Annotated in this window: 22 protein-coding genes; 12 read left to right on the top strand and 10 right to left on the bottom strand. The window is 58.0% G+C overall.

Annotation, left to right across the window (positions count from 1 at the left end):
- Window positions 1-92: 92 nt before the first annotated feature.
- From ACCQ08_RS02425 to ACCQ08_RS02400, 6 genes are all read right to left on the bottom strand, one after another.
- Window positions 93-545 (bottom strand): SLATT domain-containing protein, encoded by a 453-nt coding sequence (locus tag ACCQ08_RS02425; RefSeq protein ID WP_373448748.1) that lies wholly within the window; start codon window positions 543-545, stop codon window positions 93-95.
- Entirely contained in the window at window positions 542-1,684 is a 1,143-nt protein-coding gene (locus ACCQ08_RS02420) for a nucleoside phosphorylase (RefSeq protein ID WP_373448747.1), read from the bottom strand. The genes ACCQ08_RS02425 and ACCQ08_RS02420 overlap by 4 nt, the downstream gene beginning before the upstream one ends.
- The gene (locus ACCQ08_RS02415; protein ID WP_373448746.1) at window positions 1,681-2,130 is read right to left on the bottom strand and encodes a response regulator; all 450 of its coding nucleotides are present in this window, start codon (window positions 2,128-2,130) and stop codon (window positions 1,681-1,683) included. Before ACCQ08_RS02415 ends, ACCQ08_RS02420 begins: the two co-directional genes overlap by 4 nt.
- On the bottom strand, window positions 2,127-5,114 hold the full coding sequence (locus ACCQ08_RS02410) for a hypothetical protein (protein ID WP_373448745.1): 2,988 nt from the start codon (window positions 5,112-5,114) through the stop codon (window positions 2,127-2,129). Before ACCQ08_RS02410 ends, ACCQ08_RS02415 begins: the two co-directional genes overlap by 4 nt.
- A 1,048-nt stretch (window positions 5,115-6,162) precedes the next feature.
- Window positions 6,163-6,930, bottom strand: coding sequence for a FadR/GntR family transcriptional regulator (locus tag ACCQ08_RS02405; protein WP_373448744.1), 768 nt, complete (start codon window positions 6,928-6,930; stop codon window positions 6,163-6,165).
- Between the two features lie 327 nt (window positions 6,931-7,257).
- The gene (locus ACCQ08_RS02400) at window positions 7,258-7,824 is read right to left on the bottom strand and encodes a fasciclin domain-containing protein (protein ID WP_312451544.1); all 567 of its coding nucleotides are present in this window, start codon (window positions 7,822-7,824) and stop codon (window positions 7,258-7,260) included.
- Window positions 7,825-8,243: 419 nt separating this feature from the next.
- Between ACCQ08_RS02400 and ACCQ08_RS02395 the strand changes: the two genes are divergently transcribed.
- From ACCQ08_RS02395 to ACCQ08_RS02385, 3 genes are all read left to right on the top strand, one after another.
- Window positions 8,244-8,816, top strand: coding sequence for a DUF3455 domain-containing protein (locus tag ACCQ08_RS02395; RefSeq protein WP_373448743.1), 573 nt, complete (start codon window positions 8,244-8,246; stop codon window positions 8,814-8,816).
- 217 nt (window positions 8,817-9,033) lie between these two features.
- Window positions 9,034-9,612, top strand: a complete 579-nt coding sequence (locus tag ACCQ08_RS02390) for a sigma-70 family RNA polymerase sigma factor (protein WP_312410320.1) — start codon at window positions 9,034-9,036, stop codon at window positions 9,610-9,612.
- On the top strand, window positions 9,609-10,358 hold the full coding sequence (locus ACCQ08_RS02385; protein WP_373448742.1) for an anti-sigma factor domain-containing protein: 750 nt from the start codon (window positions 9,609-9,611) through the stop codon (window positions 10,356-10,358). Before ACCQ08_RS02390 ends, ACCQ08_RS02385 begins: the two co-directional genes overlap by 4 nt.
- Window positions 10,359-10,446: 88 nt before the next feature.
- Here ACCQ08_RS02385 and ACCQ08_RS02380 read toward each other — a convergent pair whose 3' ends face one another.
- The 4 genes from ACCQ08_RS02380 to ACCQ08_RS02365 are packed head-to-tail and all read right to left on the bottom strand — an operon-like array spanning window position 10,447 to window position 14,241.
- Window positions 10,447-11,223: an ABC transporter permease gene (locus ACCQ08_RS02380; protein ID WP_312410315.1), complete on the bottom strand. Its 777-nt coding sequence runs from the start codon at window positions 11,221-11,223 to the stop codon at window positions 10,447-10,449.
- A 21-nt stretch (window positions 11,224-11,244) separates the two neighbouring features.
- A complete protein-coding gene (locus ACCQ08_RS02375; RefSeq protein WP_021027056.1) occupies window positions 11,245-12,075 on the bottom strand; it encodes an ABC transporter ATP-binding protein in 831 nt (276 codons plus the stop codon).
- A gap of 57 nt (window positions 12,076-12,132) precedes the next feature.
- Window positions 12,133-13,161: an ABC transporter substrate-binding protein gene (locus ACCQ08_RS02370; RefSeq protein ID WP_373448741.1), complete on the bottom strand. Its 1,029-nt coding sequence runs from the start codon at window positions 13,159-13,161 to the stop codon at window positions 12,133-12,135.
- Window positions 13,162-13,215: 54 nt separating this feature from the next.
- Entirely contained in the window at window positions 13,216-14,241 is a 1,026-nt protein-coding gene (locus tag ACCQ08_RS02365; RefSeq protein WP_373448740.1) for an ABC transporter substrate-binding protein, read from the bottom strand.
- A 253-nt stretch (window positions 14,242-14,494) separates the two neighbouring features.
- On the opposite strand from ACCQ08_RS02365, the gene ACCQ08_RS02360 reads away from it, so the two are divergent.
- The 9 genes from ACCQ08_RS02360 to ACCQ08_RS02320 all read left to right on the top strand — a co-directional run bounded on the left by ACCQ08_RS02360 (window position 14,495) and on the right by ACCQ08_RS02320 (window position 25,092).
- Window positions 14,495-15,148, top strand: coding sequence for a flavin reductase family protein (locus ACCQ08_RS02360; RefSeq protein WP_312528993.1), 654 nt, complete (start codon window positions 14,495-14,497; stop codon window positions 15,146-15,148).
- A 390-nt stretch (window positions 15,149-15,538) separates the two neighbouring features.
- Entirely contained in the window at window positions 15,539-17,200 is a 1,662-nt protein-coding gene (locus tag ACCQ08_RS02355; protein ID WP_373448739.1) for a sensor histidine kinase, read from the top strand.
- Window positions 17,201-17,724: 524 nt separating this feature from the next.
- Window positions 17,725-18,711, top strand: coding sequence for an NAD(P)H-dependent flavin oxidoreductase (locus ACCQ08_RS02350; protein WP_373448738.1), 987 nt, complete (start codon window positions 17,725-17,727; stop codon window positions 18,709-18,711).
- A gap of 6 nt (window positions 18,712-18,717) precedes the next feature.
- Window positions 18,718-19,452 carry an enoyl-CoA hydratase/isomerase family protein gene (locus ACCQ08_RS02345; RefSeq protein WP_373448737.1) on the top strand — a complete coding sequence of 245 codons (735 nt, stop codon included), beginning with the start codon at window positions 18,718-18,720 and terminating at the stop codon, window positions 19,450-19,452.
- 2 nt (window positions 19,453-19,454) lie between these two features.
- A complete protein-coding gene (locus ACCQ08_RS02340) occupies window positions 19,455-20,651 on the top strand; it encodes a CaiB/BaiF CoA-transferase family protein (RefSeq protein ID WP_313331647.1) in 1,197 nt (398 codons plus the stop codon).
- A gap of 47 nt (window positions 20,652-20,698) precedes the next feature.
- Window positions 20,699-21,682: a Bug family tripartite tricarboxylate transporter substrate binding protein gene (locus tag ACCQ08_RS02335; protein ID WP_373448736.1), complete on the top strand. Its 984-nt coding sequence runs from the start codon at window positions 20,699-20,701 to the stop codon at window positions 21,680-21,682.
- Window positions 21,683-21,699: 17 nt separating this feature from the next.
- Window positions 21,700-22,482: an enoyl-CoA hydratase/isomerase family protein gene (locus ACCQ08_RS02330; protein ID WP_312410287.1), complete on the top strand. Its 783-nt coding sequence runs from the start codon at window positions 21,700-21,702 to the stop codon at window positions 22,480-22,482.
- A complete protein-coding gene (locus ACCQ08_RS02325; protein WP_373448735.1) occupies window positions 22,466-24,127 on the top strand; it encodes an AMP-binding protein in 1,662 nt (553 codons plus the stop codon). The genes ACCQ08_RS02330 and ACCQ08_RS02325 overlap by 17 nt, the downstream gene beginning before the upstream one ends.
- Window positions 24,127-25,092 (top strand): hydroxymethylglutaryl-CoA lyase, encoded by a 966-nt coding sequence (locus tag ACCQ08_RS02320; RefSeq protein ID WP_373448734.1) that lies wholly within the window; start codon window positions 24,127-24,129, stop codon window positions 25,090-25,092. The genes ACCQ08_RS02325 and ACCQ08_RS02320 overlap by 1 nt, the downstream gene beginning before the upstream one ends.

Here is a 25,092-nt window from a genome sequence, read left to right as displayed (position 1 = left end):
TTCATTGTGAAAGAGCCAATTGGCACTCGCGTGATTTAGTTGATAATGGGATTGATTTCTGATATTCTGGTGTGTCGATGTGCATAAAAGATCTAAATTTTATTGTCTGTTGACACTTTTATTGCTAAATCAGGGCTTGGAACTAACGGGAGCCATCGCGTGTGAGTTTCCCAATTTATAGCTCGAGTGTGCTCGGCGAGTAAGCGATTTCTTTCTGCCTCGGCTACGTTAAAATCTCCTAAGAAAAAATTATATTTACATAATACGTCTTCAATTTTTCTTTGGCTGTCTCTGTATATAGACCAAAGGTGCTGCGGCTTCCTGAGTTGCAACCAAGCAGAACTTGCGGCAACCATTAAGGATAAACTTGATGGAACTATTTTTCCAAAGATAATATCCTTGCCTAGCATTACAAACATAGGACTTAGTAAACTAAATAAAACAATAATTGAAAAGCAAAACAAAGATTCATTTTTGTTGTGGTTTGCCTTCTTCTTATAGTGATCTATTGCGGTTTCTGCGAGACAAATGGCATCATTTTTCATTTTATATTCTCAAAATATTCTTGAACTGCAGATATCATAAATTTTGCAGATATAAAGCTACCGTAAGCGTGAAGCTTATCATTTTTAGCTGCGCCACATAGGTCAACAACAGTTTTGGCACATATACAGGGCGGCTTAGAAGTAGATAACTCAGCAGCCCTTTTTATAGCATAGACTTCCATATCGAGCGCTGCTACTTTACGATGTATTAGTGCTACCTGATTCAAGTACGTCTCGCTCGCAATTACAGCCGAGCCACTTGTGAATACGCATACCTCTGGCGCTGTCTCAACATCTGGTTTATCTCCTGCAAATCCTGCTTCGAGAGTTCGAATAATATCATTTGAAGCTGCAAGTGTCCTCAGATGTATAAGAGTTATGTGATCCGTTGATACTTGATATGGTTCATGAAGGAACCCATCAGTTGACCATTTGCCTGACTGATATTCATATGCCATGCTTGAAATAAGCAATTGTCCCAGATTTGCGCGTGTTGCAAATCCGCCGCAAATGCCGCTCATTCCGATCAAAGCTGGTTGGAAACGTTCTATGCAAACAGCCGCAGTTATTGCTGCATTAACCAATCCCATTTGAGGCATTAAAACTGCGGTTCCCCTTCTCCCTTGGAGTGTGAAATCTAAGCAGTCAATGCCTGATCTAACCGTAGACTGACAATTCAGCAGCGTAGCATATGGATTTCTTTCTTCTTGTAAGGCGCAAAATATAACAAAATCATATTGCTTATTCTTTCGGAGCTGAACAAGTAGGTGGTCGAGGGTTGATTGCCAACTGCGTTTTTCTTCATAGTTGGCTAAGATGCATCCATTCGCTTCATACATGCTTCTTAGCTCAATAAACTCATTCGGATATGAGCTTATTGCAATTAGTAAAGCATCGGTTTTGCCGGCTTTTATTATTGATTGAAGTATTGCTTTTCCATTTGGCTGCGCTTCGCCTCCGTCGATGTATGGGAGATAGAAATCTATAATAAACAAACCAATTTCTGCACCTAAATGTGCTGAAAAATCCGTCATTGTTTTTGCATATAAGATATCTTCATTTGAAATTCCTTTGGACTCCAGATATTTGGAAATCACGCGGCGTTTTTTATCGTTATCTTCAATTAATAATATTTTCATAAGCTGGCTCTTAATAAAGATTTTATTTTTTGAAGAGTTGCTTTTGATTTGTAATGATAAAGTATTGCTCCAATAATGTTTTGACTGTATTTGGTTTTAATTATTTTAGGTGAATCTTTAAGTTTTACTTTTGCCCCCCCGATATAGAAATCAGGATATTGAGTGACAATGATAATGTTCGCTACCTTACCTTTTAATTTCAAAGCTCTCAGGACTTCGATGCCGCCTTGTGCTTGGTCATGACCTTTCTGTCGATCATCCGCACTTTCCCCGAAAGTAGATAGCGCCATATCTAATACGATTAGATCGTACTGTTCGCTCATTACGTTAAGGACTGCTTGACTTACGCTATCAACTATCTCTGGATCCGCATGAAAAACTTCATTAATACATTCAACCAGCTCGTCGCGTTTATGCGGCTCGTCTTCAACGAGTAGAAGTTTCATTGCATTTCCTTAGTTTCGTTTTTTTGTGCAGCCAATTCTCCTTTTATCGAGAATCCCAAACTTATTCTTGACTCTGCCGGAATAGGATTGCATCTCAAGGTGTTATATCCCTCACTAGTACGAGTTATAAATTTAATCTTTTTTATTCCCGTATAGCCTTCTGTGACCATATCCGCACTGCTCTCGACTGAATTGACTGCTTTTATGATGCGATCCTGTGTTTCTTCAAATTTTTCATGTGGTATTGATGAGATAATATCAACAGTTACACTTTCCAGTGCAGCCGAAGCACCTATTGGATTTGCTTCTACAACGACCTCAATTGGTGCGTCGCCAGCCCCGTGCTTCACCGCGTTTTGAATAAGTACTGCTACACAATCATAGAGACGATGCACACTTATGCCAGTGTATTTTGTTTCGGTCGAATTCCCGCTGAAAATTAATGGAAGACTTCGATTCAGATCATTGCTAATAATTTCGCATAGTTCTCTAACTGATGCTGAAATATATCCGGTTTGCGGAACCTGAAACCAATCAGCTACCTTCTTGAAAATGTCGTTGACCGCTTCATGAAGTTCAGCCTTCATTTTGTTCTCAAGCGTTCCATGGTAGCCTGAGAAATACTTGTCGATAGATGCATTTGCTTCGCGTAATAACGATGTACGAATGAATCTTGCTGCATTTTCGAGTTGTGGACCGATCTGATTCCAGCAATATGCTATAAGCAGTTCATTCATCAATTCTCTGCCGCCCGATGTTTGCAATGTATTCGTAAGGCTTCTTAGATTTTCTTTTGTTACAGAGTCTTCCAAATCAAGTGTTGATCGAAATAGTGAAGAGTTTGATTTGAATTGAAGATAATCTTTTTTTAATCTTGTAATTATTCCTCGATAAGCATCCATCCATCCTGCGACTGTATGCCTCATATTTGCGTTGGTCATTACAGCTGTATATTGCGGGTTTGTTAGCACTGAATCGATTGCATCTGTTGTGACTCCATCCAGAGTATTGTGTCGTATTCTGCGACCAAGATATGATTGAATGCCAAATTCTGGGTTTAAACAAAACTGCTCAAATGCATCTGCCGCAATTTGTGTGACCAGGTATTCGTTTTGACTATTTAATCGAATTATCACAAGTCCGTCTTCACTGGAGTTACCTCCTCCAATAGACGAAATTTCTGCTTCCACCTGCGGATAGAGTGAGCGATATTGTTCCGTGGAAATGGTAGGGTTAGTGTCGAGCCATTTCTTCATCGCTACACTATCCACATACATTCGACTATTGTCAAAATATTGCTGAAGTTTGGCAACTTTTGTCCGCGTTGTAATAGAATCAGCTTCTATAAAATATTCGATTCTGTTTAATCTGTGACCTACTGCCCTTAAAATATCACTTCTGATGCTTGAAGCTTGTGATACATTCATTACAAGCGAATATAGCTTTTCAAGCGTAACTTCATCAAGGCTTCCGACAATATAGTTGGCGACTTGTGGTGAGTCACTCAGCAAATATTCGATAAAGTGAAGGATATTTCCTTTGTGCTCTGTCTTTACATGAGAGACCAAATCCGTTCTGAATTCGAAATCAACATCCGGATCTACAGATTTTTTTCGATATAGTGCTAGTGCTAGTACCCCAACTAAGCTTCTTGCTTCGGTGGGTGCCGTGGTATATAGCGCTCGCATCTCGTCTTCCGTAAGAAGGGCCTCCAGCCCCACAGTATTTTCAAAGATAAAACGAATTTCGTCTTTGGTTAGTAAAAGAATATTTGATCTATTTCCGAGAAAGCGCAGGAAAAGGTATGTTCTGTAAAATGGATCAAGAACGATAGGAGTGGATTCTGCTATAAAAGATGAATCAGGTGATAGAAGTATGTCTTTATCATCAAATGGTAGTGAAATATCAGCAATTTTCCCATCGACAATTTCGGAAAGTAAACGTGCACCTATGACTTTGTCTATTTTGTTTCTGAAAATGGCTATGCTTTTTCGTTCTAAAAAGGCCGCTGATACCCTATATAATTCTAATGTTGGGTAACTGTCGAGGTTGTTATCTTCGTAGTGTTGAGTTACCAGAACGCCATCAATTTCCTTTTGTGAGTATTCAATTAATTCTGATAGTGCTGTGTTAATTGACTCATCGAGCCTGTTTTTGATTTCTATGTGGCATAGTTTATAGTCTGGTAGATTTAATATAACGATGAGCGAGTGAATTGCATCTATTAAACTTGATTCTGATGCACGCAGTAAATAACCAGCTAGATCATCATTGTCTAATGGGGTAGGTGCAAAGTTACTTAGCGACACCGCTTTTCTAATATCGCCATCTACCCGGCCCACAAGTCCACTGACTCGGCGTCTTGCTACTAAGAAAAGGGATATGCGTGAGCTTATATTTTCTAGAGCGCTGAAATGAAATCCAGGATTTTCTCTATGAGATATATCATCTTCGATTTCATCGATAATATCCATCTCATGAGCATTTAAGTCTCTTGCACTTCGGAGATATGCAAGTTTAAAAGATAGGAAGTTGGATGCTCCTGTTTCACCACTGAGAGACTTTATTGCATTTAAGGTCTCTAATGAGCTCATTGACTCTATAAAAACCAAGTTGCGGATATGTCTTATTAATTCTAAAGCGTGCTTTTTATGGGAATTTATGTATCCGATGGTGTAGCAGAGTTCGCTTTTCCAGAGTAATGGAGTAATTCCCGTTAAACGGAAAATATCTTCACTTTTCTTTTTGTGATGAGTATTTTTCTCATTTAGTAGTCCATTCGGGCCTTTTAGTATTGCTGCTATCACCATGCTGTCTTTGCTGGTGCACCCTTTGCGGATGGAGTTTGCGTCTTGTATTCCTACTACGGGTTTTGAACAATAACCTCTTAGTAGATTTCTTTTCTCTTTATTGCTGATTTGAGAAACAAGTTTATATATTTCGGCAGGGCGCCACGCTTTTATACTTGAAATTTTGAAGTTCATTGTGCTGATTTTTCCATTTCTATGTATTGAATTTCGTTACGCTAAATTTTAAGCTTCAGCCTCAGTGAACAATTACTTTTGCAAATCGGTAACCCATTGTAATGGAGTTGCATAGCATACGGTAAAAATTGTGGGATATATGGATTTAAAAGGCTAAACTTGTTTCAGTATCTCAGTCTCTATTAGATATATAGTGCAACACTATCCCCCTTCGGATAGGATGCTTCGCCGACATCACTGCAAGTCGCTGAAGTGATAGCTGAGTTGTCAATGGCACAGATGACATGGTTTAGATACCTATGAATCGCTGTGAGGATGGATCATATCTAAGATCAATCTAGGGTCGACTTTCAACGCTGATAGGTGCTGGCTGGTTGATGGGTGTCACATCTTTTGCTGGAGCAGTATTTTAATTTTTTTGAATTTACTTGCACTAATTGCAACTCGATGGAATTTTTCAATCTTAGGGAGAATTCCATCAGCTTCTGAGCTTAGCCTAGCGCCGGCTAGACCGAGAGAGCCTCACATTAGGTGGCTGCACGCCGAAGCGAATAGCATAGACGCGATCGATCTCCCCAGTCCAGTCAAACTATGAATTGATGGGATTCGGTAGAACCTTCGAGATTGTTTTAGCATACGAAGGCGTGGGTCTTCCTGCGTGTTGCACCGCAAGATCTTGTCATCACAATTGCGCTAGGTGTTGCTCTGAAGATTAACGATATTGGAACGACACTGGGCGGGAGGAGATCGGGTGCGAGCCGATGATCCCATCAACCATCGGAAAAGTGATTCTCATTAGCGAAGTCATTGTGGTACTTAGGATTGGATTTCACGATCGTCGCCTTGAGGTCTATGATTAACTGACCTTCACAGGATGCCTCGATGCACTTGACGATATAAAGATTCCAACAGTTGAATGCCGATCAAGATCTATTCTTTCCCATGTCCGTGACTGATGGGTTGGCGTATGAAAATGAGGGTTGGCAAACTCTTCGGAACGATCTCCGCTGCATATTGGATGGCTTAGGTTGACGCTAGTTTTACAGGATCAGCCCTTCGCCCCCAACAACACCCTCGCCAACCGCTCCCCATCCTGCCGCCAGAACGCCGGATCCGCCTGCCGGATCCGGTCAATCGCGTTATTCATATGCGCGGTCGCTGCCGCCCGCGCAGCCGCCGGATCCCCCGCCTCAATCGCCTCCACAATCCGCGCATGCTCTTGCGTCACCGCAGCGGCAAAGTCCTGCCGCCGCGCCTCATTGGCGCGGGTAATGCGCGTCGCACCCGCCAGCACCTGCGCCAGGTAATCCAAGGTGCTGAGCAGAAACGGGTTGCCGGAGGCCTGGGCGATGACGCGGTGCAGGGCGACGTCTTCGGCTACGCCGTCTTGGCCATTGGCCACCGCCTTGGCCAGGGCCTTGACGCCCGCGCGGATGCGGCGCAGATCGGCGGTGCTGCGGCGGGCTGCTGCTAGTTCTGCCACTTCGGCCTCCAGCGCGCGGCGCACTTCTACGATCTGGATGACGGCCTCTTGCGAGGCGGCGTGGCCTTTTTCCAGGTCCAGCGGTTCGGCCCGGGGCGCTTGCACGAAGACGCCGCTGCCTTGGCGGGAGGCGACCAGGCCGCTGGATTTGAGGCGGGACAGCGCCTCTCGCACCACTGTTCGGCTTACGCCAAACTGCGCGACCAACAACAGCTCTGTGGGCAGGCGGTCACCGGGTTGCATTTGCCCTTGCCGAATGCTGGCCTCCAGCGCCTGGGCCACTTGGTCGGCGAGGGAGTTGGCGGCCTTGACGGGCGTGAAGGAGATCGGCATGCGTGGGCAGGAGCTGGTTTGTGGGAGTGGGCGCTGGCTGCTGCCAGGCCGCAAGATGGCGCTTACTGTACTCCAGCCAAAGGGCGACGCCTGCGCCTTAGGCGCAATGGATGGCTATGCCGGGTGTTGGCCAAGCGGCTGGCTTGTGTAGATGCGCTCGCAGCATCTGCTGCAGCGGGGCCATCGGCTTGCCGCAAGCCTGCACAAGCAGAGCACACCAACGCCAAAGCCGCAGGCCCCTATTAGCGGCCGGCAGCGAGGTGGTGTCTGGTTACCGCAGCCCTGCATGTACTGCAACGGCTGCGGCCCCATCATCGGATGCCAGCCTTATTGAGGCAGCAGCACCTTGTCGATCACATGGATCACGCCATTCGATTGGTAGACATCGGGGATGGTGACGGTGGCGGTGCCGCCTTTCTCGTCCGTCAGCGTGACCTTGCCGCCCTGGGCCTTGGCGACCAGGGTGCCACCGCTGACGGTCTTGATGCTGGCCATTCCGCCGCCATCCTTGATCATCTTGCTGATTGCGGCGGCGTCCCACTTGCCGGCGACGACGTGGTAGGTCAGCACGGTAGTCAGCGTGCCCTTGTTCTCGGGCTTGAGCAGGTTGTCTACGGTGCCGGCGGGCAGGGCCGCAAAGGCTGCATTGGTGGGGGCAAACACGGTGAAGGGGCCGGGGCCCTTGAGGGTGTCGACCAGGCCCGCTGCCTTGACGGCTGCGACCAGGGTGGTGTGGTCCTTGGAGTTGACGGCGTTGTCGATGATGTCCTTGGTCGGCAGCATGGGCGCACCGCCCACCATCACGTCTTTGGCGATCGCCGCCATGGATGTGCTTGCGACCATGAATGCCATGCCATAAGAGACCAGTTTGCGCGTACTTTGGATCGAGGCCATGAGATGCTCCTTGCGTGTGGATGAACAGCCGAAAAACGTTGCGGCTGCTTGGAATACGCAGCGGATGGCGCAGTGGATTCAACCGGTGGTGAAAAAATTTTTGAGCGGGGTGGCGCAGGGGCGGTGCAGGCAGCGCAAAAAAAAATTTGCATCCACTGCATCCATTCGTATGGCTCGCGGCTAGTACAGCCAAGGACCCTCTGCAAAACTCCCTGCCTTGTCCTGAACGCGGTCTCGGGCGATCCGCTGCGTTGTCTTCTTTGTCTATAGCGTGCTATTGACTGTGAAAGACGCCTTGCGCCTCATCCCGATCCGCATCCATTCCACCAGGCGAGGGTTTTGCAGAGGGTCCTGACAGCACACACCAAACAGCGCTGTTTTTACTCCCGTCCTGTCCCCCTTTACTTAGGAGAACTCGTATGTTGACCTCTCGCACAGCTCCCCGTATTGCCGCCATCGCCACCGCCGTGGCCTCCATCGGCCTGCTCACCGCCTGCGGTTCGATGCATAAAAAGGAGACGGCTTTCTCGCAGGAATCCCTGCCAGCGGCCATCCAGGTGCCAGCGGGCCACAAGGTGGCCTGGGAGACGGTAGGCAGCGGTGACATCACCTACGAATGCCGTGACAAGGCGAATGCCCCCGGGCAGACCGAATGGGTGTTTGTGGGCCCGGATGCCGTGCTGAAGGACCGCGCTGGCAAGACGGTGGGCCGCTACTATGGCCCACCCGCCACCTGGGAAGCGAATGATGGCTCCAAGCTGACGGCAACCCAGCTGGCCGTGGCGCCATCGGGTGCCGGCAATCTGCCCTACCAGCTGGTAAAGGCCAACCCTGCGACCGGCAGTGGTGCATTGGTGGGCGTGAGCCATATCCAGCGCGTGGCATTGAAGGGCGGCGTGGCGCCTGCTGACAAGCCTTGCACCGCTGCGCAAAAGGGCCAGAAGGCCGTGGTGCAGTATCAAGCAGATTACATCTTCTGGAAGCCGGTCTAAGAGTCACAAACACAACCCTTGATACTTCGTTTTTCAAGCCTTGCCGTACGTCTGTACTGTCTGCGGCTTGATGCCTTGTCGGGGGCGCCCAGCCTCAACCGCAAACCTTCGGTTTGCTGGGTTGTCTTCATGACTCTAAGTCTTATGTAATCTTTTGTTTTCTAGCGGCTACACTGGAAGAAGGACGTCTTGCTCCTTCTTCCCCCCATCTACCTACATGCCGCCAGCCGCTTTTGTGACCGACGACAGTTTTGACCATGCCTTGGCGCTAGAAGCTTGCGCGCGTGGCGACCGCCATGCGCTGCAGCGTATTTACGAGCAAGAATCGCGTTATCTGCTGGGGGTGGCCTTGCGCATAGTGCGCAACCGGGCGGCAGCCGAGGATGTGCTGCACGATGCCTTTGTGGCGATCTGGAGCAAGGCCCACAGTTTTGATGCGGCGCGGGGTGCGGCTAGAGGCTGGATCTATAGCATTGTTCGGCACGCAGCATTGAACCGGGTGCGCAGCAGCGCCCGCGAGACTGCGCTGGATGAGCCGGCCGCCGCAGCGCATGAAGCCAGCGCCGCAATGGCCGCCTGGCAGGAAGAGGGCGATGCGCTGAGCCGCCAGGCGCAGCTGGGCCGCCTGGGCCAGTGCCTGGAAGGGCTGGAGCCGCAGCGCCGTGAATGCCTGCTGCATGCCTATGTGGATGGCTGCAGCCACAGTGAGATTGCAGCGCGGGTGCAGGCCCCGCTGGGAACCGTCAAAGCCTGGATACAGCGGGGCCTGCGCGCCCTGCGGGAATGCATGCAATGAGCGCCGATACCCCCAATACCTTGCCGCCCGAAGGCGACAGCCCGGACGACCTGCAGACCCTGGCCGGCCAGTATGTGCTGGGCACGCAGAATGCGGCAGAGCGCCGCGCGATTGAAGAGCGGCTGCCGCAGGATGCTGCGTTGCGCGCCGCCGTGGATGCCTGGGAGCAGCGCCTGCAGCCCTTGACTAGCCTTGCCCCACCGCAGGAGCCCAGCATGGGCCTGTGGCCGCGCATTGCCGCCAGCCTGTGGCCAGCGGCCGAGCCGCAACGGGCCGCTGCTGCAGCGCCACGCCGTTGGTGGGATTGGGACAGCCTGGCGCTGTGGCGCGGTTTGGCCGGCAGCGGTTTTGCTGCCGCCGCCGTGCTGGCCGGTGTGCTGGTGCTGGGCCCCACCCCCACGCCTGGCCCTGCCCGCTACTTTGTGGTGCTGGCCGCGCCGCAAAGCCAGGCCCCTGGCTGGCTGGTGCAGGCCCAGGCCGCCGACCGTTTGCGCTTGGTGCCGCTGGGCAGCGATGTGGTGCCGGCCGAGAAGTCCTTGCAGTTCTGGACCAAGGCCGATGGCTGGAGCGCTCCGGTATCGCTGGGCCTCGTCAAACCGGGTGAGGCGATTGAGGTGCCCGTCGATAAGCTGCCACCGCTGCAGCCCAACCAGTTGTTTGAGCTGACCTTGGAGCCGGCAGGCGGATCGCCGATTGGCAAGCCCACCGGGCCGATCCAGTTCATTGGCCGGGCGGTGCAGATTTAGCCGCTGCCGCCAAACCGCAAGGGGCCGTTCATGGAACGGGCCCCTTTGTTTTGCTTGCTGTGATTCAGCCCGAGGGCCGCGATCCGCTTTAGTGGTTGTTCGCGCCTCGGTGCGCCCATGCGGTGGTCCGCTTTTCAACAAAGCTGAACAGCTCGTACATCACCATCGCCATCGCGCCCACCACCAAGAGGCCCGCAAAGGCCAGACCCATTTGCATCGATGAGCCCGCGGAGATCAGCAGATAACCAATGCCTTCATTGGCGGCGGTCATCTCGGACACGGTGGTGCCCACAAAGGCCAAGGTGATGGCGACCTTGAGCGAGCCGTAGAAATAGGGCAGAGACCGGGGCAGGCCGACCTTGATCAACACATCCCAGCGCTTGGCACCGAGCACGCGCAGGACGTCTTCCAGCTCGGGCTCCAACGTGGCCAGGCCGGTGGCAATGTTGACCATGATGGGGAAGAAGCTGATCAGGAATGCGGTGAGGATGGCCGGGCCAATACCGATACCGAACCAGACCACGAGGATGGGCACAAAGGCGGCCTTGGGCAGCGCGTTGAAGGCGGTCATCAGCGGGTAGACGGCGGCATAGGCCAGGCGCGAGCTGCCAATCAAAAAGCCCAGCAAAACACCGACGACAATGGCGACGCCAAAGCCGGCCATCGTCACCCAGAAGGTGCGCCAGGCATGCGCGGCGATGGTGGTGTGGAACTCCAGAAATTGCTGCCAGATGAGCAAGGGGCTGGGGAAGATGAACTCCGACACCTGGAAGGCCGAGCAGATGATTTGCCAGACGATGACCACGGCGGCCAGCAGCAGCCAGGGCGACCAGCGTTCGAGCTTGGGGTTGTTGAGCTTGTACATAAGGTAGAGGGGCCTGGGCGCTTACTGGTTGATCACGGTGCCGGTCTTGCGCATCGCGCCGATGTGGCCGCGCAGCTCATGCACGATGTCGCTGAACTCCTTGGTGTAGGTCAGCTCCAGATCGCGCGGGCGGGGAATGTCGATATCGCGGCGCACCACAAAGCGGCCGGGGCTTTTGCTCATCACGTAGATGGAGTCGGCCAGGAACACGGATTCGCGCAGGTCATGCGTGACGAGGATGACGTTGAACTGCTGCTCGGCATGCAGGTCGCGCAGGATGCACCACAGCTCCTCGCGGGTGAAGGCATCGAGGGCGCCAAACGGCTCGTCGAGCAGCAGCATCTTGGGCTCATGGATCAACGCGCGGCAGATGCTGGCGCGCTGCTGCATGCCGCCTGACAGCTCCCAGGGAAACTTGTCCTCATAGCCCGCCAGGCCGACTTTTTGCAGCAGGCGGCGGGCGCGCTCCTCGTACTCCTGGCGCCGCGCCTTGAACTGGCTGCGGTGGGGCTCGACGATCTCCAGCGGCAGCAGCACATTGTCGACCGTGGTGCGCCAGGGCAGCAGCGATGGCGACTGGAAGGCCATGCCCGATATCTTGAGCGGGCCGGTGACGGGCTGGCCATCGATGCGGATCTTGCCGATGCTGGGCATGCGCAGGCCGGTGGCCAGCTTCATGAACGTGGATTTGCCGCAGCCCGAGGGGCCGACGATGGCGATGAACTCGCCACGGCGCACTTGCAGGTCAATGGCTTCGACGGCGAACTGGTTCTTGGCCTGCAACTCGTCGTTGTAAGCCAGCCAGACATCGCGAAACTCAACAAAGGCAGGGTCTTGGAGGGAGGCCGTCATAGGGTGCAATCGTCTTCAAAAGGGCAGGGCGCGGGCAGCACCCTGCAGGCGGCAAGATCAGCGCTTGGGGAGGATGTCCAGCTCGGCAGCGCTGGGCAGAAAGGTGCCGTTCCAGACCGCTTGGGCGGGCACAGGGTTCTTGGTCTCGTAGGCCTTGGCGACCTGCTCGGCCATCAGGCCCAGGCGTTCGGTGCGCAGCTGGCCAAAGCCTTCTTCGCGCGCGCCCTTGCTGTCGATGGCGGTGTCGATGGTGAGCTTGAGGCGCTTCACCTCCAGCGGCACATTGACCAGGCCATCCTTGGCCTTGAGCGAGGCGATGGCGGCCTGCGGATCGGCAATCGCCTCCTTGGCTCCCTTGGCAAAGGCCTTGAGGAAGGCGCGCACCGCTTCGGGCTTCTCGGCGATCAGCTTGGGGCTGGCGATGATGACATTGCCGTAGAGCTGCACGCCATGGGTGGCATAGGGCAGCACGACCACGTCTTCGGCCTTGATGCCACGCGCCTCCAGATTGAGCAGGCTGGTGAAGGTGTAGCCGGTGACGGCATCCAGATCGCCGCGCACCAGCATGGTTTCGCGCAGCGGTGGATCCATCGTCGTCCACTGAACGGCACCCACCCCATTGGCCTGCGCAAAGATCGGGAAGGTGCGGCGCCCGGCATCAAAAATCGGCGCACCCATCTTCTTGCCGGTCAGGTCGCTGGCCTTGGTGATGCCCGATTTCTTCAGCGCCATCACCGATGCGGGCGTGGTGTTGTAGATCACCATGATGGCCACGGGTTTGATCGGCGCATCGGGGTTGTTGGCATGGAATTCCATCAGCGCGGCCAGGTCGGCAAAGCCCAGGTCATGCGTGCCCGATGCCACGCGCTGGATCGCGCCTGCGCCGCTGGCCGCTTCCACCGTCACATCCAAACCGGCTTGCTTGAAGTAGCCCTTTTGTTCGGGGTGCACAAAGAGGGCGGCCGGGCCTTCAAAGCGCCAGTCGAGCTGGAACTTCAGCGGCGTCAGCGGCTGGCCCAGTGCGCTGCAGGTGCTGGCGGCAGCCAGCAGGGCCAGGGAGGCGTGGAGAAAGCTGCGTTTTTTCACGGGATGGTCTCGTCAGGTGGTGGGGGCAAAGGGGGAGGAGAGGCTTGGGACGGCTTACTTTTTGGGGAGCACATCAAGCACGTTGGCGGGCGGCAGAAAGCTGCCGTTCCAGACGTCTTCGGCCTTGACGCGGGTCTTCGTGCCATAGGCGTCCGAGACCTGCGCGGCCATCAGGCTCAGGCGGCTGCTGTCGAGGCGGCCAAAGCCTTCCTTGCGGGCATCGGCGCTGTTGATGACGGTGTCGATCGCCAGCTGCAGGCGGCGCGTCTCCAGCGCCACATTGGCGATGCCATCACGCGCCTTGACGGACTGGATCGCCTGGGCCGGGTTGGCGATCACGCCCTTGGCACCCTGGGCAAAGGCGGTCAGGAACTTCTTGATCGCCTCGGGCCGCTCCTGGATCATCTTGGGGCTGGCGATGATCACGTTGCCGTAAAGCTTGACGCCATAGTCGGCGTACTGCATCACCACCACATCGCTAGCCTTGGCGCCGCGCGCCTCCAGGTTCAGCAGGCTGGTAAAGGTAAAGCCGGTGATGGCATCCACATCGCCGCGCACCAGCATGGTTTCGCGCAGGGGCGGGTCCATCGCCGTCCAGGCCACGTTGCTGACGCCATTGGCCTTCTCAAAAATCGGGAAGGCCTTGCGCCCGGCATCGAACACCGGCGCGCCCAGCTTCTTGCCGCTCAGATCGGCGGGGGTCTTGATGCCCGACTTCTTGAGCGCCATCACCGAGGCCGGCGTGTTGTTGTAGACCACCATGACGGCGACCGGCTTGTTGGGCGCGTCGGGGTTGTTGGCATGGAACTCCATCACCGAGGCCAGGTCGGCAAAACCCATGTCGTAGGTGCCCGATGCCACGCGCTGCACCGCACCGCCGGAGCCATTGCCGGCATCCACCGTGACATCCAGGCCCTGGGCCTTGAACAGGCCTTGTGCGACCGGCTGCAGGAAGAAGGCGGCCGGCCCCTCAAAGCGCCAATCGAGCTGGAACTTGATGGGCGTATCTGCCGCCTGGGCTGCACCCCAGGACAGCGCCAGAGCGGCGATGGTGGTCTTCAGAAAACTGCGCTTGTGCATGGGGGTCCTCCGATGTTGCATACAAGGTCGTTTGCAAGATCGGTGCCAGTTTGTAAGCTCCTGTAGGCGGGCTTTGTTGCACCAGGCTGGTGCAAATGCAGGGTGGTGAATGGATCCGCGTGCACGCGCCGATGCATGGCCGCGCATCCGCTTGGTGCAGCTTGTATACATGCTTGATCGGCTACTGGCGCGCGGGCGGCCCGGCATGGCAATTGCAAGCAAAATGCGCCATCCAGACGATGAGAAAACGCCCATGACCGAGATCGACTTTGCCCAGCTGGGCACCTACGAACGCTACAAGCTGATGGCCAGCCTGATCGTGCCGCGCCCCATTGCGTTGGTGACGACCCTGGGCGCAGATGGCACCGTCAACGCCGCCCCTTTCAGCATGTTCAACATGATGGGCGAGGACCCGCCGGTGGTGATGCTGAGCGTGAACAAGCTGCAGGACACCGCGCAGAAAGACACTGCCACCAACATCCTGCGCGACAAGGAGTTTGTGGTGCACATCGCCGACGAAGCGATGGCCGCCGCCATGCACCGCTGCGGCGACCGCCTGGCCCCGCACGAGAGTGAACTGGACCACACGGGCCTGACAGCCACCCCTTCCCAAAGCGTGCGCCCGCCACGCATCGTGCAAGCCCCCGTCGCCTTCGAATGTGTGCTGCACGAAACGCTGGAAACCCCCAGCCGCTACGTCTTCATCGGCCGGGTGCAATGGCTGGCCGTGCGCGACGGCCTGGTCGACACCGAAAAATGGCGGGTACGCCTGCAGGAGTTCTTCCCGGTCGGGCGCTTTGGCGCGAGCTTTTACATCAACTGCCGCGAGCGCTTTGCGATTGAGGCGGGGGAAGGCCTGGCTGCGGCGCAGAGCGGGGTGGGGAGTACGGCGATTGATGAGATGTGACGGGGGAGCGATCAGGTGGCTCGTAACAGGCTGCCCGGCGACTATGACACCAGCGCCATGGTGGTTGCCGCCGCGCGCAGACTGCGCGCAACCCCCGGGGGGCGGGCGGTGTGTGCGTTTCATGACAGCGCAATTTTCGGCGCGCGGTGACAATGAGCGGCGGATGACCCTCTGCGCTGCATAAGAGGGTTGGCCTTTGCCGCTGTGCCGAGCCCATGCCTGCCCTTTGGATGGGTTCTGCAACGCCCAGAGGGCTCTCCGAAAAGACATGTTCCACGTTGGCGAGGCGGCTGAGGATGGCCCTCATCGATTGAAATTCCTTCGGCCTGCCCGTATGACCAAGTCCTTGACGGCGTGCCCTGCAGCCCCTTTGCTCAAGCAGGTCCCCTGATGAATCTGAATCTCCCCACGGCGGCAATCTTTTGCGCCCTCGTCAATCTGGCGCTCGGCATCGGCATGTGGCTGCTGTGGAACCGGGAAAGATTGCGGTATCTGCTGTTTTGGAGTGCCGGTTTCTTTGCGTTCGGTACGGGCGCGTTGCTGTTGACGTCGCAGAAGCTCATCCCGGATTTCTTTGCGATCTCGATCGGGAATCTCTGTACCACGCTCAGCACTTTTCTGTTTCACATCGGCATATGCCTGTTTTTCGACAGGCGCCGTTTGTGGCAGACCTGGATGCTGCTGGTGCTGGCGGTCGAAACTGTCCTGATTCTGTATTTTTCTCAAATTGACTACAGCACGTCCGCACGTGTCTACGTGTATAGCGCAGCCCAGGCGCTGTTGGTGTCGGCAACGCTCCTGGTGCTGATGGAGGTCCGCCGAGAGCGAGGCGCGGGCGTCAACCCCGAGGTGCTGGTGATCACGGTGCTGTCCCTGCTGTTTCACAGTGCACGCATCATCTTCACGCCCTTTTTCCCGATGCCGAAAATCTTTATGGACTCGGGAAATGTCCAGACCTTGCTCGCTTTTGGGATGATTGTGATTCACACCAGCTACGCGCTGGCGTTCAGCAACATGCACGCATCGGCGCTGAATGCCAGCTTGAATGCTGCCCTGCAAGACGCCAAAAACAACGAGCGCCAAAAAGTCGAAGTGCTGGGCTATGTCAGCCATGATCTGCGCGCTCCACTCGCGACCATCGATGGCTATTCAGCCGTCTTGCTGGCGCAGGCGTCGGAGCACCAAAAAAAGCTGATTCAAACCATTCAGCGCAGCGTCAAATACCAGCTCTCGCTGATCGATGAGCTACTGGAATATGCAAAGGCTGAACTCCAGCCCTTGACCATTCACCCTGACGCGACTGATCTCCCCTTGCTGCTGGACAACGTGCATGAATACGCCACTGCGTTGTGCCTGCAGCAGAACAATGCCTTTCACTACCACGCGCCTGACCGCATACCGCCACTTGCCACGCTGGACGGCAGGCGTCTGCAGCAAGTGCTGCTGAACCTGCTGGCCAATGCTGCCAAGTTCACGCGCGACGGCTCAGTGACCCTGGATGTGAAGGCCAAGGCGAATGGCGATGTGTGCGAGTTGCATTTTGCGGTCATCGACACCGGCATGGGTATGGATCTCGACCAGGGGACGGACATCTTTGCTGCATTCCAGCAGCTACAGGCCACCAGCGGTAGCACCGGTCTGGGTTTGTTCATCGCACAGCGTATTCTCGTGGCGATGAACAGCAGCCTGAGCGTTGCCAGCACCCCGGGCAAAGGGTCTCGCTTTTCCTTTGTGCTGGCGGTGCGCGCGATCCCTGCATCCGAGGCGGACTGGACGGTGTCCCGGCCAAGCAGGGTGGCGCTTCGAGAGCAGACACTGCAGTCGGTTCTGGCTGGCCAGACGGAGCTCGATGACCGTGCGCTGAGTGAGTTGGCCGACTTGGCACTGCACGGCCGCCTCAGCGATATTGGCGATTGGCTTGAACGCCACGCTAAGGGCATCCCCGACACTGTGTTTGCGACCGAGGTAAAAAATCTGCTGGAGTGCTTTGACTTTCCAGGCATTCGCAGCCTGGCGATGTGCACCCTCGAGCGCAGACAGTTCTCGCACTGAAGGCCTGCACACGGGTCCGGGGGCTTTGGGCCGGGTGCGACAGGCATCCCACCATCGGGGCACGCCCTCACCAGAGAGGGTGGCTGCGCTCAGTGTCCACCGCCGCCATCGTTACGGCCTTCAACCGGGTGTGTTCTGCCCGTCCCCTTCCCGCAATGCGCAGACCGGCTGCATCAACGCAGCTTCCTTCAAAGCCCATCCACTGGCGTAGCACCGAGCCTGCGGTGTGCCGCGCAGAGCATTTGCGGGGGCGGCGATGCACGCCTCGGCATGGCGGCGCCCGCATGTTCTCTGCATGGAACGCGCAGATCTTTCGGACCCCGGTGCAAGTGCCATTTTCCGGAATAAAGGCTCGTCAAAAAAGTTGATGATATCCAGTATCTAGTTTCATTTGTCAACTTGTTGGGCATTTCTCATTGGAGAGAAGTCGGAGAATTTTTTCAGATCGATTGTTGGAAAGGGTCTTGTAGCCTGCATAAAAGTAGTTTAAAGTTTCAACTACTTTTGGATTTCACGGAGTTCTCATGGCGAATCGGATCACCCGCCTGCTGGGTATACGGCACCCCATCGTGCAGGCGGGCATGAGCTGGGCATCATCGAATGTGGCACTGCCAGCGGCGGTCTCCAACGCGGGGGGGCTAGGAGTGCTGGCGGCAGGGCCGCTGCGCCTGGAGGACTTCATCCGCACCCTCGATGCACTGGCTGCTGCGACCGACAAGCCCTATGCGGTGAACATTCCGTTGTACCGGCCCCAGGCGGCGGAGATTCTGGATGCGATGGTGGCACGCCAGGTGCCGGTGGTGATTGCCTCGCAAGGGGGCCCCAAGGCGCAGCTGCCGCGTTTTCGGGACTATGGCGCTGTGTGGATCCAGGTGGTATCGACGTTGGAACACGCCAGGAAGGCCGAGGCTGCAGGTGTGGATGCGCTGGTGGTCGTGGGCGCTGAAGCCGGTGGCCATCCGCCTGCCAATGAGGTGAGCACGCTGGTGACGGTACGCCGTGTGCTGCAGGAGGTGTCGATTCCGGTGATTGCCGGTGGCGGGGTGGCCGATGGTTGGGGCATTGCGGCCTTGCTCGCGCTGGGTGCCGATGCGGTGCAGTTGGGTACACGCTTTTTGCTGACGGACGAAGCGGCCGTGCATGACCACTACAAGGCGGCGGTGCTGGCAGCCGATGTGCACGACACGGCGTTGATCGGGCGCAGAAGCCTTCCGGTGCGGGGTTTGCGCAATGCCTTTGCCCAGGCCATTTTTGATGCCGAGCGCGACCAGATCGCGCAGGACGATTACGACGCCTTGTTCAAGAAGAGCTCGCTCAAGCAAGCGGCGCTGGACGGGGATATTGAATGGGGCAAGGTCGAGCTGGGGCAGTCGGCTGGCCTGGTCTCGCAGATCCAACCCGCTGCGCAGGTAATGGCGCAACTGGTGCAGGAATTGGCGCAGGCCAGCACGCGCCTGGCGGGCATGGAACTGGCCGCCCCCCACAACCACTTTGACAACCAACCGCTCTGATCCGCTATGCAACATCTCTTGATGGAAGACCGTGGTGCCGTTCGCATCCTCACGTTGAACCGCCCTGAAAAGCACAATGCGCTCAACACCGTGCTGACCCAGGAACTGCTCGACGGCCTGCGCGCGGCAGACCGTGATCCTGCTATCCATGCCGTGGTGCTCACCGGGGCGGGCAAGTCGTTTTGCGCAGGGGCCGACACGACCGAGTTTTCTGCACTCACCCCCGAAGACCCGCAGGCGGTGACCGCCCGCGCTGATCTGACGACGGCCTTGCATCTGGTGTTCTCGCAGATGAACAAGCCGGTGATCTCGGCCGTGCGGGGCAATGCGCTGGGCGGCGGGGCCGGGCTGGCGATTGCCTGCGATCTGGCGGTGATGTCGGAGACCGTGCGCTTTGGGTATCCGGAGCTCAAGCACGGCATCGTTGCGGCGGTGGTGATGGCCAATCTGGTGCGCCAGGTGGGGCGCAAGCAGGCCTTTGAGCTGGTGGCGCTGGCCGAACCGCTGGATGGACCAGGTGTCAAGGCCATGGGCTTGTGCAACCGTGTGGTGCCGGATGCGCAGGTGTTGGACACGGCCCTGCAGATGGCGCACACCATTGCAGGCTGGAGCCCGGTGGCCATGGCCACGACCAAGCGCAGCTTTCACCGGGTCGCCGATCTGGCCTTGGGGCCCGCGTTGGAAGTGGGGCGAGACGCCAATGTGATGATGCGCGGCTTTCGCAAAGCGAAGGAGGCCTGAGCATGCGTCCGTTGGAAGGCATCACCATTCTGGATCTGTCGCGGGTGCTCGCCTGCCCCTTCGCGTCGATGATTCTGGCGGAGCTGGGGGCGGAGGTCATCAAGATCGAGCAGCCCGGCGCCGGGGACGAAACCCGCTCCTTCGAGCCCAAGGTTGCCGGCGAGGGCGGCGAGGTCTCTGCCTACTACCTGGCCTTCAACCGCAGCAAACGGTCAGTGACGGTGAACCTGCGCTCCGAGCAAGGGCAGGCGGTGGTGCGCCAGCTGGCCGCACAGGCCGATGTGGTGCTGGAGAACTTTCCAGTCGGCAATCTGCGCAAGTATGGCCTAGACTACCCCGCGCTGCGCGCCGTCAACGACCAGCTGGTTTACGTGAGCTGCACCGGCTTCGGCATGACGGGGCCCTATGCCCAGCGAAAGGGCTATGACACGGTGTTCCAGGCCATGGCCGGCATCATGAGCCTGACCGGGGAGCGCGGTGGCGGCCCCGTCAAACCCGGTTTGCCGGTGGCCGACCTGAGCTCCGGGCTGTGGGTGGCGATTGCGGTGCTGTCGGCGCTGACGGGCCGCGCCAAGTCGGGCAAGGGCAGCCATGTGGACTTTTCGATGTTTGACGGCCAGGTGGGCTTGCTGTCGCTGGCCGCTGCTCGCTGGTTTGCGCTGGGCGAGGTGCCCGAGCGGCTGGGCACGGAGCACCCGGGGCGCATCCCTTCTGCGGCCTTTGTCTGCGCCGACGGCAAGTGGGTGCAGATTACCGGCAGCGACCAGCACTGGGCGCCGCTGTGCAACCTGCTGGGCCTGGAGGCCTGGGCCGCCGATGCCGCACTTGCCAGGAATGCGGAGCGCCTGGCGCGCCGCGAAGAGGTGATGGCGGGGCTGCAGGCGGCCATTGCGCAGCTTGACCGCGATGAGCTGTGCCGCCGCTGCGATGCGGTGGGGGTGCCCGCCGGCCCCATCTTGCAAGTCGATGAGGTGCTGGGCAATGCGCATGTTGCCGCACGCGGCATGGTGGTGGAGTACCCGCATCCGCAGATTGGCAGCTTCCGTGGCCTGCGCATTCCATTCCGCTTTGACGGCTTGGACGACCCCGAGGTTCAGCGCCCGCCGCTGCTGGGTGAGCACACCGAGGAGGTGCTGCGCGAGCGCTTGGCGATGGGTGCGGACGAGATTGAGCGATTGCGTGCAGACGGCGCGATCTGAGACTCAGCCGGGTAACTAGGTGACATCAAAAAACCAAGGAGACAAGCATGTTGAAATTTCGTCGTGCGCTGATCGGGGTGGCAGTGCTTGCCGCTGCCGGCCTGGCGGCACCGGGGGCGATGGCCCAGGGCGACTACCCGTCGCGCCCCATCGTCCTGGTCAACCCCTATGCAGTGGGCGGCTCTGCCGACCTGTTGGGGCGGGCGCTGGCCAAGGAACTGGGCGATCTGCTGGGCCAGTCGGTGATTGTCGAGAACAAGGCGGGCGGAGGTGCATCGATCGGGGCGGCCTTTGTGGCCAAGGCGGCGCCGGATGGCTACACCTTGCTGCTGGGCACGGCGGCGGCGCATACCGTCACCCCGCTCGCGACCAAGGTGGCCTACCACGGCGTCGACGATTTTGAGTTCATCGGCATGGTGGCGAATGTGCCCAATGTGCTGACGGTGCATCCTTCGGTGCCGGCCAAGACGCTCAAGGAGTTCATTGCACTGGCCAAGTCCGAGCCGGGCAAGTTGAGCTATGCCTCTGCCGGCATGGGCTCATCGCCCCACATCGGTGCGGAAACCTTCAAGCATGCAGCCGGGGTGGAACTGCTGCATGTGCCCTACAAGGGCGCAGCCCCGGCGGTGAACGACATGGTGGCGGGCGTGGCCCAGGTCGGGTTTCTGAACATCTCGGCGGTGCTTCCGTTTGTCAAATCCAACCGCCTGAGGGCCTTGGCCTATGGCGGCAGCAAGCGCTCCCCGGACATGCCGGATGTGCCGACCTTTGCAGAGGCAGGTGTTGCCAACAGCGAAATGGGCAGCTGGTATTCGCTCGCCGCGCCGGCCAAGACGCCAGCGGCGGTGGTGGACAAGCTGGCAGCCGCGTTGCAGACGGTGCAGTCCAAGCCAGAGTTCAAGAGGCTGCTGCTGGCCCAGAACGCGGAGCCCATGCCGCAGATGAAGGCGCAGGCGGCCGAGTTCATCCGGGTGGATGGAAAACGCCTGGCCGAGCTGGTGCAGGCCACCGGCATGAAATTGCAAAACTGAGACCGAGGTTGTTGAGTATGCAGACATTTCCTGAGTTCAGCACCCTGCGCATAGACGTGGATGCTGCGGTTGCCACCCTCTGGTTGGCCCGGCCTGAAAGCCGCAATGCGTTGAATGTGGCCATGTGCCAGGAGCTGGTCGAGGCCTGCGATGCCCTGGAGCAGGCCGATACGGTGCGCGTCATCGTGGTGCGCGGTGAAGGCGTCGCGTTCTGCGCGGGGGCCGACCTCAAAGAGCGGCAGGGCATGAGCCCCGCAGAGATCATCGCGCGCCGGGTCAATGGATTCACCGCCTATGCGGCGATCGAAGCGCTGTCCAAACCCGTCATTGCCGCGATCCAGGGACCGGCCTATGGCTCGGGCTGCGAGATTGCGGCGGCCTGCGACTTTGTGCTGGCCGATACTTCTGCCGCCTTCAAGTACCCGGAAGTGGGCTGGGGCACGGTGGGTGCGACCCAGCGCCTGCCGCGCATCGTGGGGCGGCGCATGGCCAAGGAATTGCTGTTCACCGGTCGAGTGGTCGACGCCCAGGAGGCCTTGCAACTGGGCATGGTGAACCATGTGTTCAGCAGCGATGCGTTCGACGCGCAGGTCAAGGCGATGGCGCTGCAGATCGCGGCCGCCCATCCGCTCACGGTGGCGCTGACCAAGCACAGCATTGATGCCGGCCTGGACACCACCCGCGAAGGGGCGATGGCGGTTGAGCTGCTCGCCATCCAGGAAAATCTGCGCCGCAGCGACTGGAAGAAGGCCATCGCAGGCTTTGGCAAGAAGGGAGATGGCGATGCAGCTGCTCAATGATGCGCTGGTGCCTGTGCCTGTCACCCTGGCGCAGGTGTTGAATGCGGTGTGCCAGAAGCGGGGCCAGGCACAGGCCTATGTGGGGCCGGGCGAATGCTGGAGCTGGGCGCAGATCAGCGCACAGAGCCGGCGCATTGCGGCCGCTTTGCATGCTGCCGGCATTGGCAAGGGCGACCATGTGGGCCTGATGCTGGGAAACTCCGGCGAGTGGATCGCTGCCTTTTTTGCCTGTGCCACGGTGGGGGCGGTAACGGTGCCGATCAATACCCGCTTCAAGGCTGATGAGCTCCAGTTCTGTCTGAAGCAGGCCGATGTGCGGCTGCTGATCCATGCGGACAGCTTTCTGGGCATCGACTTCACGGGCCTGCTGCGCCAGGTGGAGCCCGCCATCGATACGCAGCTGCCCGGTGCGGCGCTGCCCCAGCTGCGCCAGGTGGTGTGCATCGGCGGCAATGGCCATGCTGCGGGGGTGACCTCGTATGAGGCATTTCTGGCAGCCGGCGCACCGGTGGGCGGTGCGGCGCTGGACGCGCTGGCAGCGCAGGTGCAGCCGGACGACATTCTGCTGATCCAGTACACCTCGGGGACCACCTCGTTCCCGAAGGGAGTGATGCTGACCCATGCCAACATGCTGGGCAACGCGGCCTGCGTGGCCCGGCGCATGGGTGTGACGGCCGATGACCGCTACTTCAGCATCCGGCCGTTTTTCCATGTGGCGGGCAGCACCTTGTCGGTGCTGGTGTCGCTGGTGTCGGGCTGCTGCCTGCTCAGCTTGCCCAAGTTTGATGTGGCACAGGCGCGGGAGGTGCTGGAGCGCGAGCGTTGCACGCTGACATCGGGCAACGACACGATCTTTCTGATGCTGATGGGGCATGCGGCGTTCGATGCCTCACGCCTGCATCTGAGAGGCGGCTGGGCGGCGGCGGGGCCGGAGGTGATGCAGAAGATCCGCGATGTGATGGCCGTGCCCCATGTCTGCAATGCCTATGGCCAGTCGGAGGCTTCGCCCAACGTGCTGCTGAGCGACCACGACGATGCGTTTGAGCTGCGCCGGGATGGCTTCATGCTGCCCCACCCGGGGGTGGAGGTTCGGATTGCCGATGCGCAAACGGGCGCGCTGGTGGCGCCTGGCCAGGGGCAGGGCGAGATCCAGGTGCGCGGCTGGAACGTGATGCGTGGCTACTACAACATGCCCGAGGCCACCGCCAAGGCGATGACCGGGGACGGCTGGCTGCGCACCGGCGATATGGGGGAGCAGCGTGCCGATGGCCGCTTTCGCATGGTCGGGCGGCTCAAGGACATGTACCGCGTGGGCGGCGAGAACGTGGCACCGGCCGAGGTCGAGGAGGTGCTGCACGCCCACCCTGCGGTGCAGCAGGCGCAGGTCATTGGTGTGCCCGATGCCCGTCTGGGGGAAGTGACCGGTGCTTTTGTGCTGCTCAAACCCGGCCAGCAGGCCAGTGGCGATGAGCTCATCGCCTGGTGCAAGGCGCGCTGTGCGAATTTCAAGGTGCCTCGTTACCTGGAGCTGGTCGACAGCTTCGAGCACATCGGCATGACGGGCAGCAGCAAGGTGCAGAAGAACAAGCTGCGCGCGCATGCACTGCAGTTGTGGAAGATCCAAGCCGACACGGTGGCCGCATGATGCTGAACGCTTCTGTCTCCCGCGAAGACGATGGGCGCGATGTGGTCCTGTGCGAATGCTTTGCACGCGATGGCCTGCAGCATGAGGCGGCGATGCTGTCCACCGCCACCAAGGTGGACCTGATCCGGCGCTTTGCCGACCTCGGGTTCGCGCGCATCGAGGCGACCTCGTATTCCAACCCCAAGGTGATTCCCCAGTTTGCCGATGCCAGCGAGCTGCTGCAGGCGCTGCCGCGTGCGGCGGGTGTGTTCTACAAGGCGACCTGTGCCAATCTGCGGGCGGTGGAGCGGGCACTGGCCGACCGCGAGGCCGGCCATGGCGCCAACGAGATCAGTCTGCTGGTATCGGCCACCGACACGCATTCGTTGAAGAACCTGGCCCGCAGCCGGGCCGACCAATGGCAGAACATTGCGCAGATGGCCGCAGCCGCTGGTGGGCAGTTCCGGCTGATCGGGACGATCTCGATGGCCTTTGGCTGCCCTTTCGAAGGCGGGGTCGACCCGGACAGTGTGCTGGAGGATGTGGGGCGCTTCCGGGATGCCGGGGTGCGCCATGTGACCCTGGGCGACACGACCGGCACGGCCACGCCGCGTGTGACGGCAGAGCTGTTCCGGCGCATGCGCGTGGCCTACCCCGATGTGACGCCGGTTGCGCATTTCCATGACACTCGGGGCACCGGCCTGGTGAACTACGTGGCTGCGCTGGATGCCGGTGTGCGGCACTTTGACTGCGCGATGGGCGGTGTGGGGGGCCATCCTGCCAAGGTGAAATACGGCGGCGGCCACACGGGCAATGTCAGCAGCGAGGACCTGATCGACCTGTTCGAAAACATGGGTGTCAAGACCGGCATCGACATGCAGGCCTTGCTGGAGACCGCCGAGCGGTGCGAAGCGGTACTGGGGCGGGAGCTGCATGCCCGCGTCGTGCGCAGCGGCTTGAACCCTTTGCGCAGTGCAGTGCGATGA

The sequence above is a fragment of the Comamonas sp. SY3 genome, assembly GCF_041730275.1.
Lineage (GTDB): Bacteria > Pseudomonadota > Gammaproteobacteria > Burkholderiales > Burkholderiaceae_C > Comamonas > Comamonas sediminis.
Note: the sequence above shows the minus strand (reverse complement) of the source record. Positions and strands in the feature narration are given on the sequence as shown.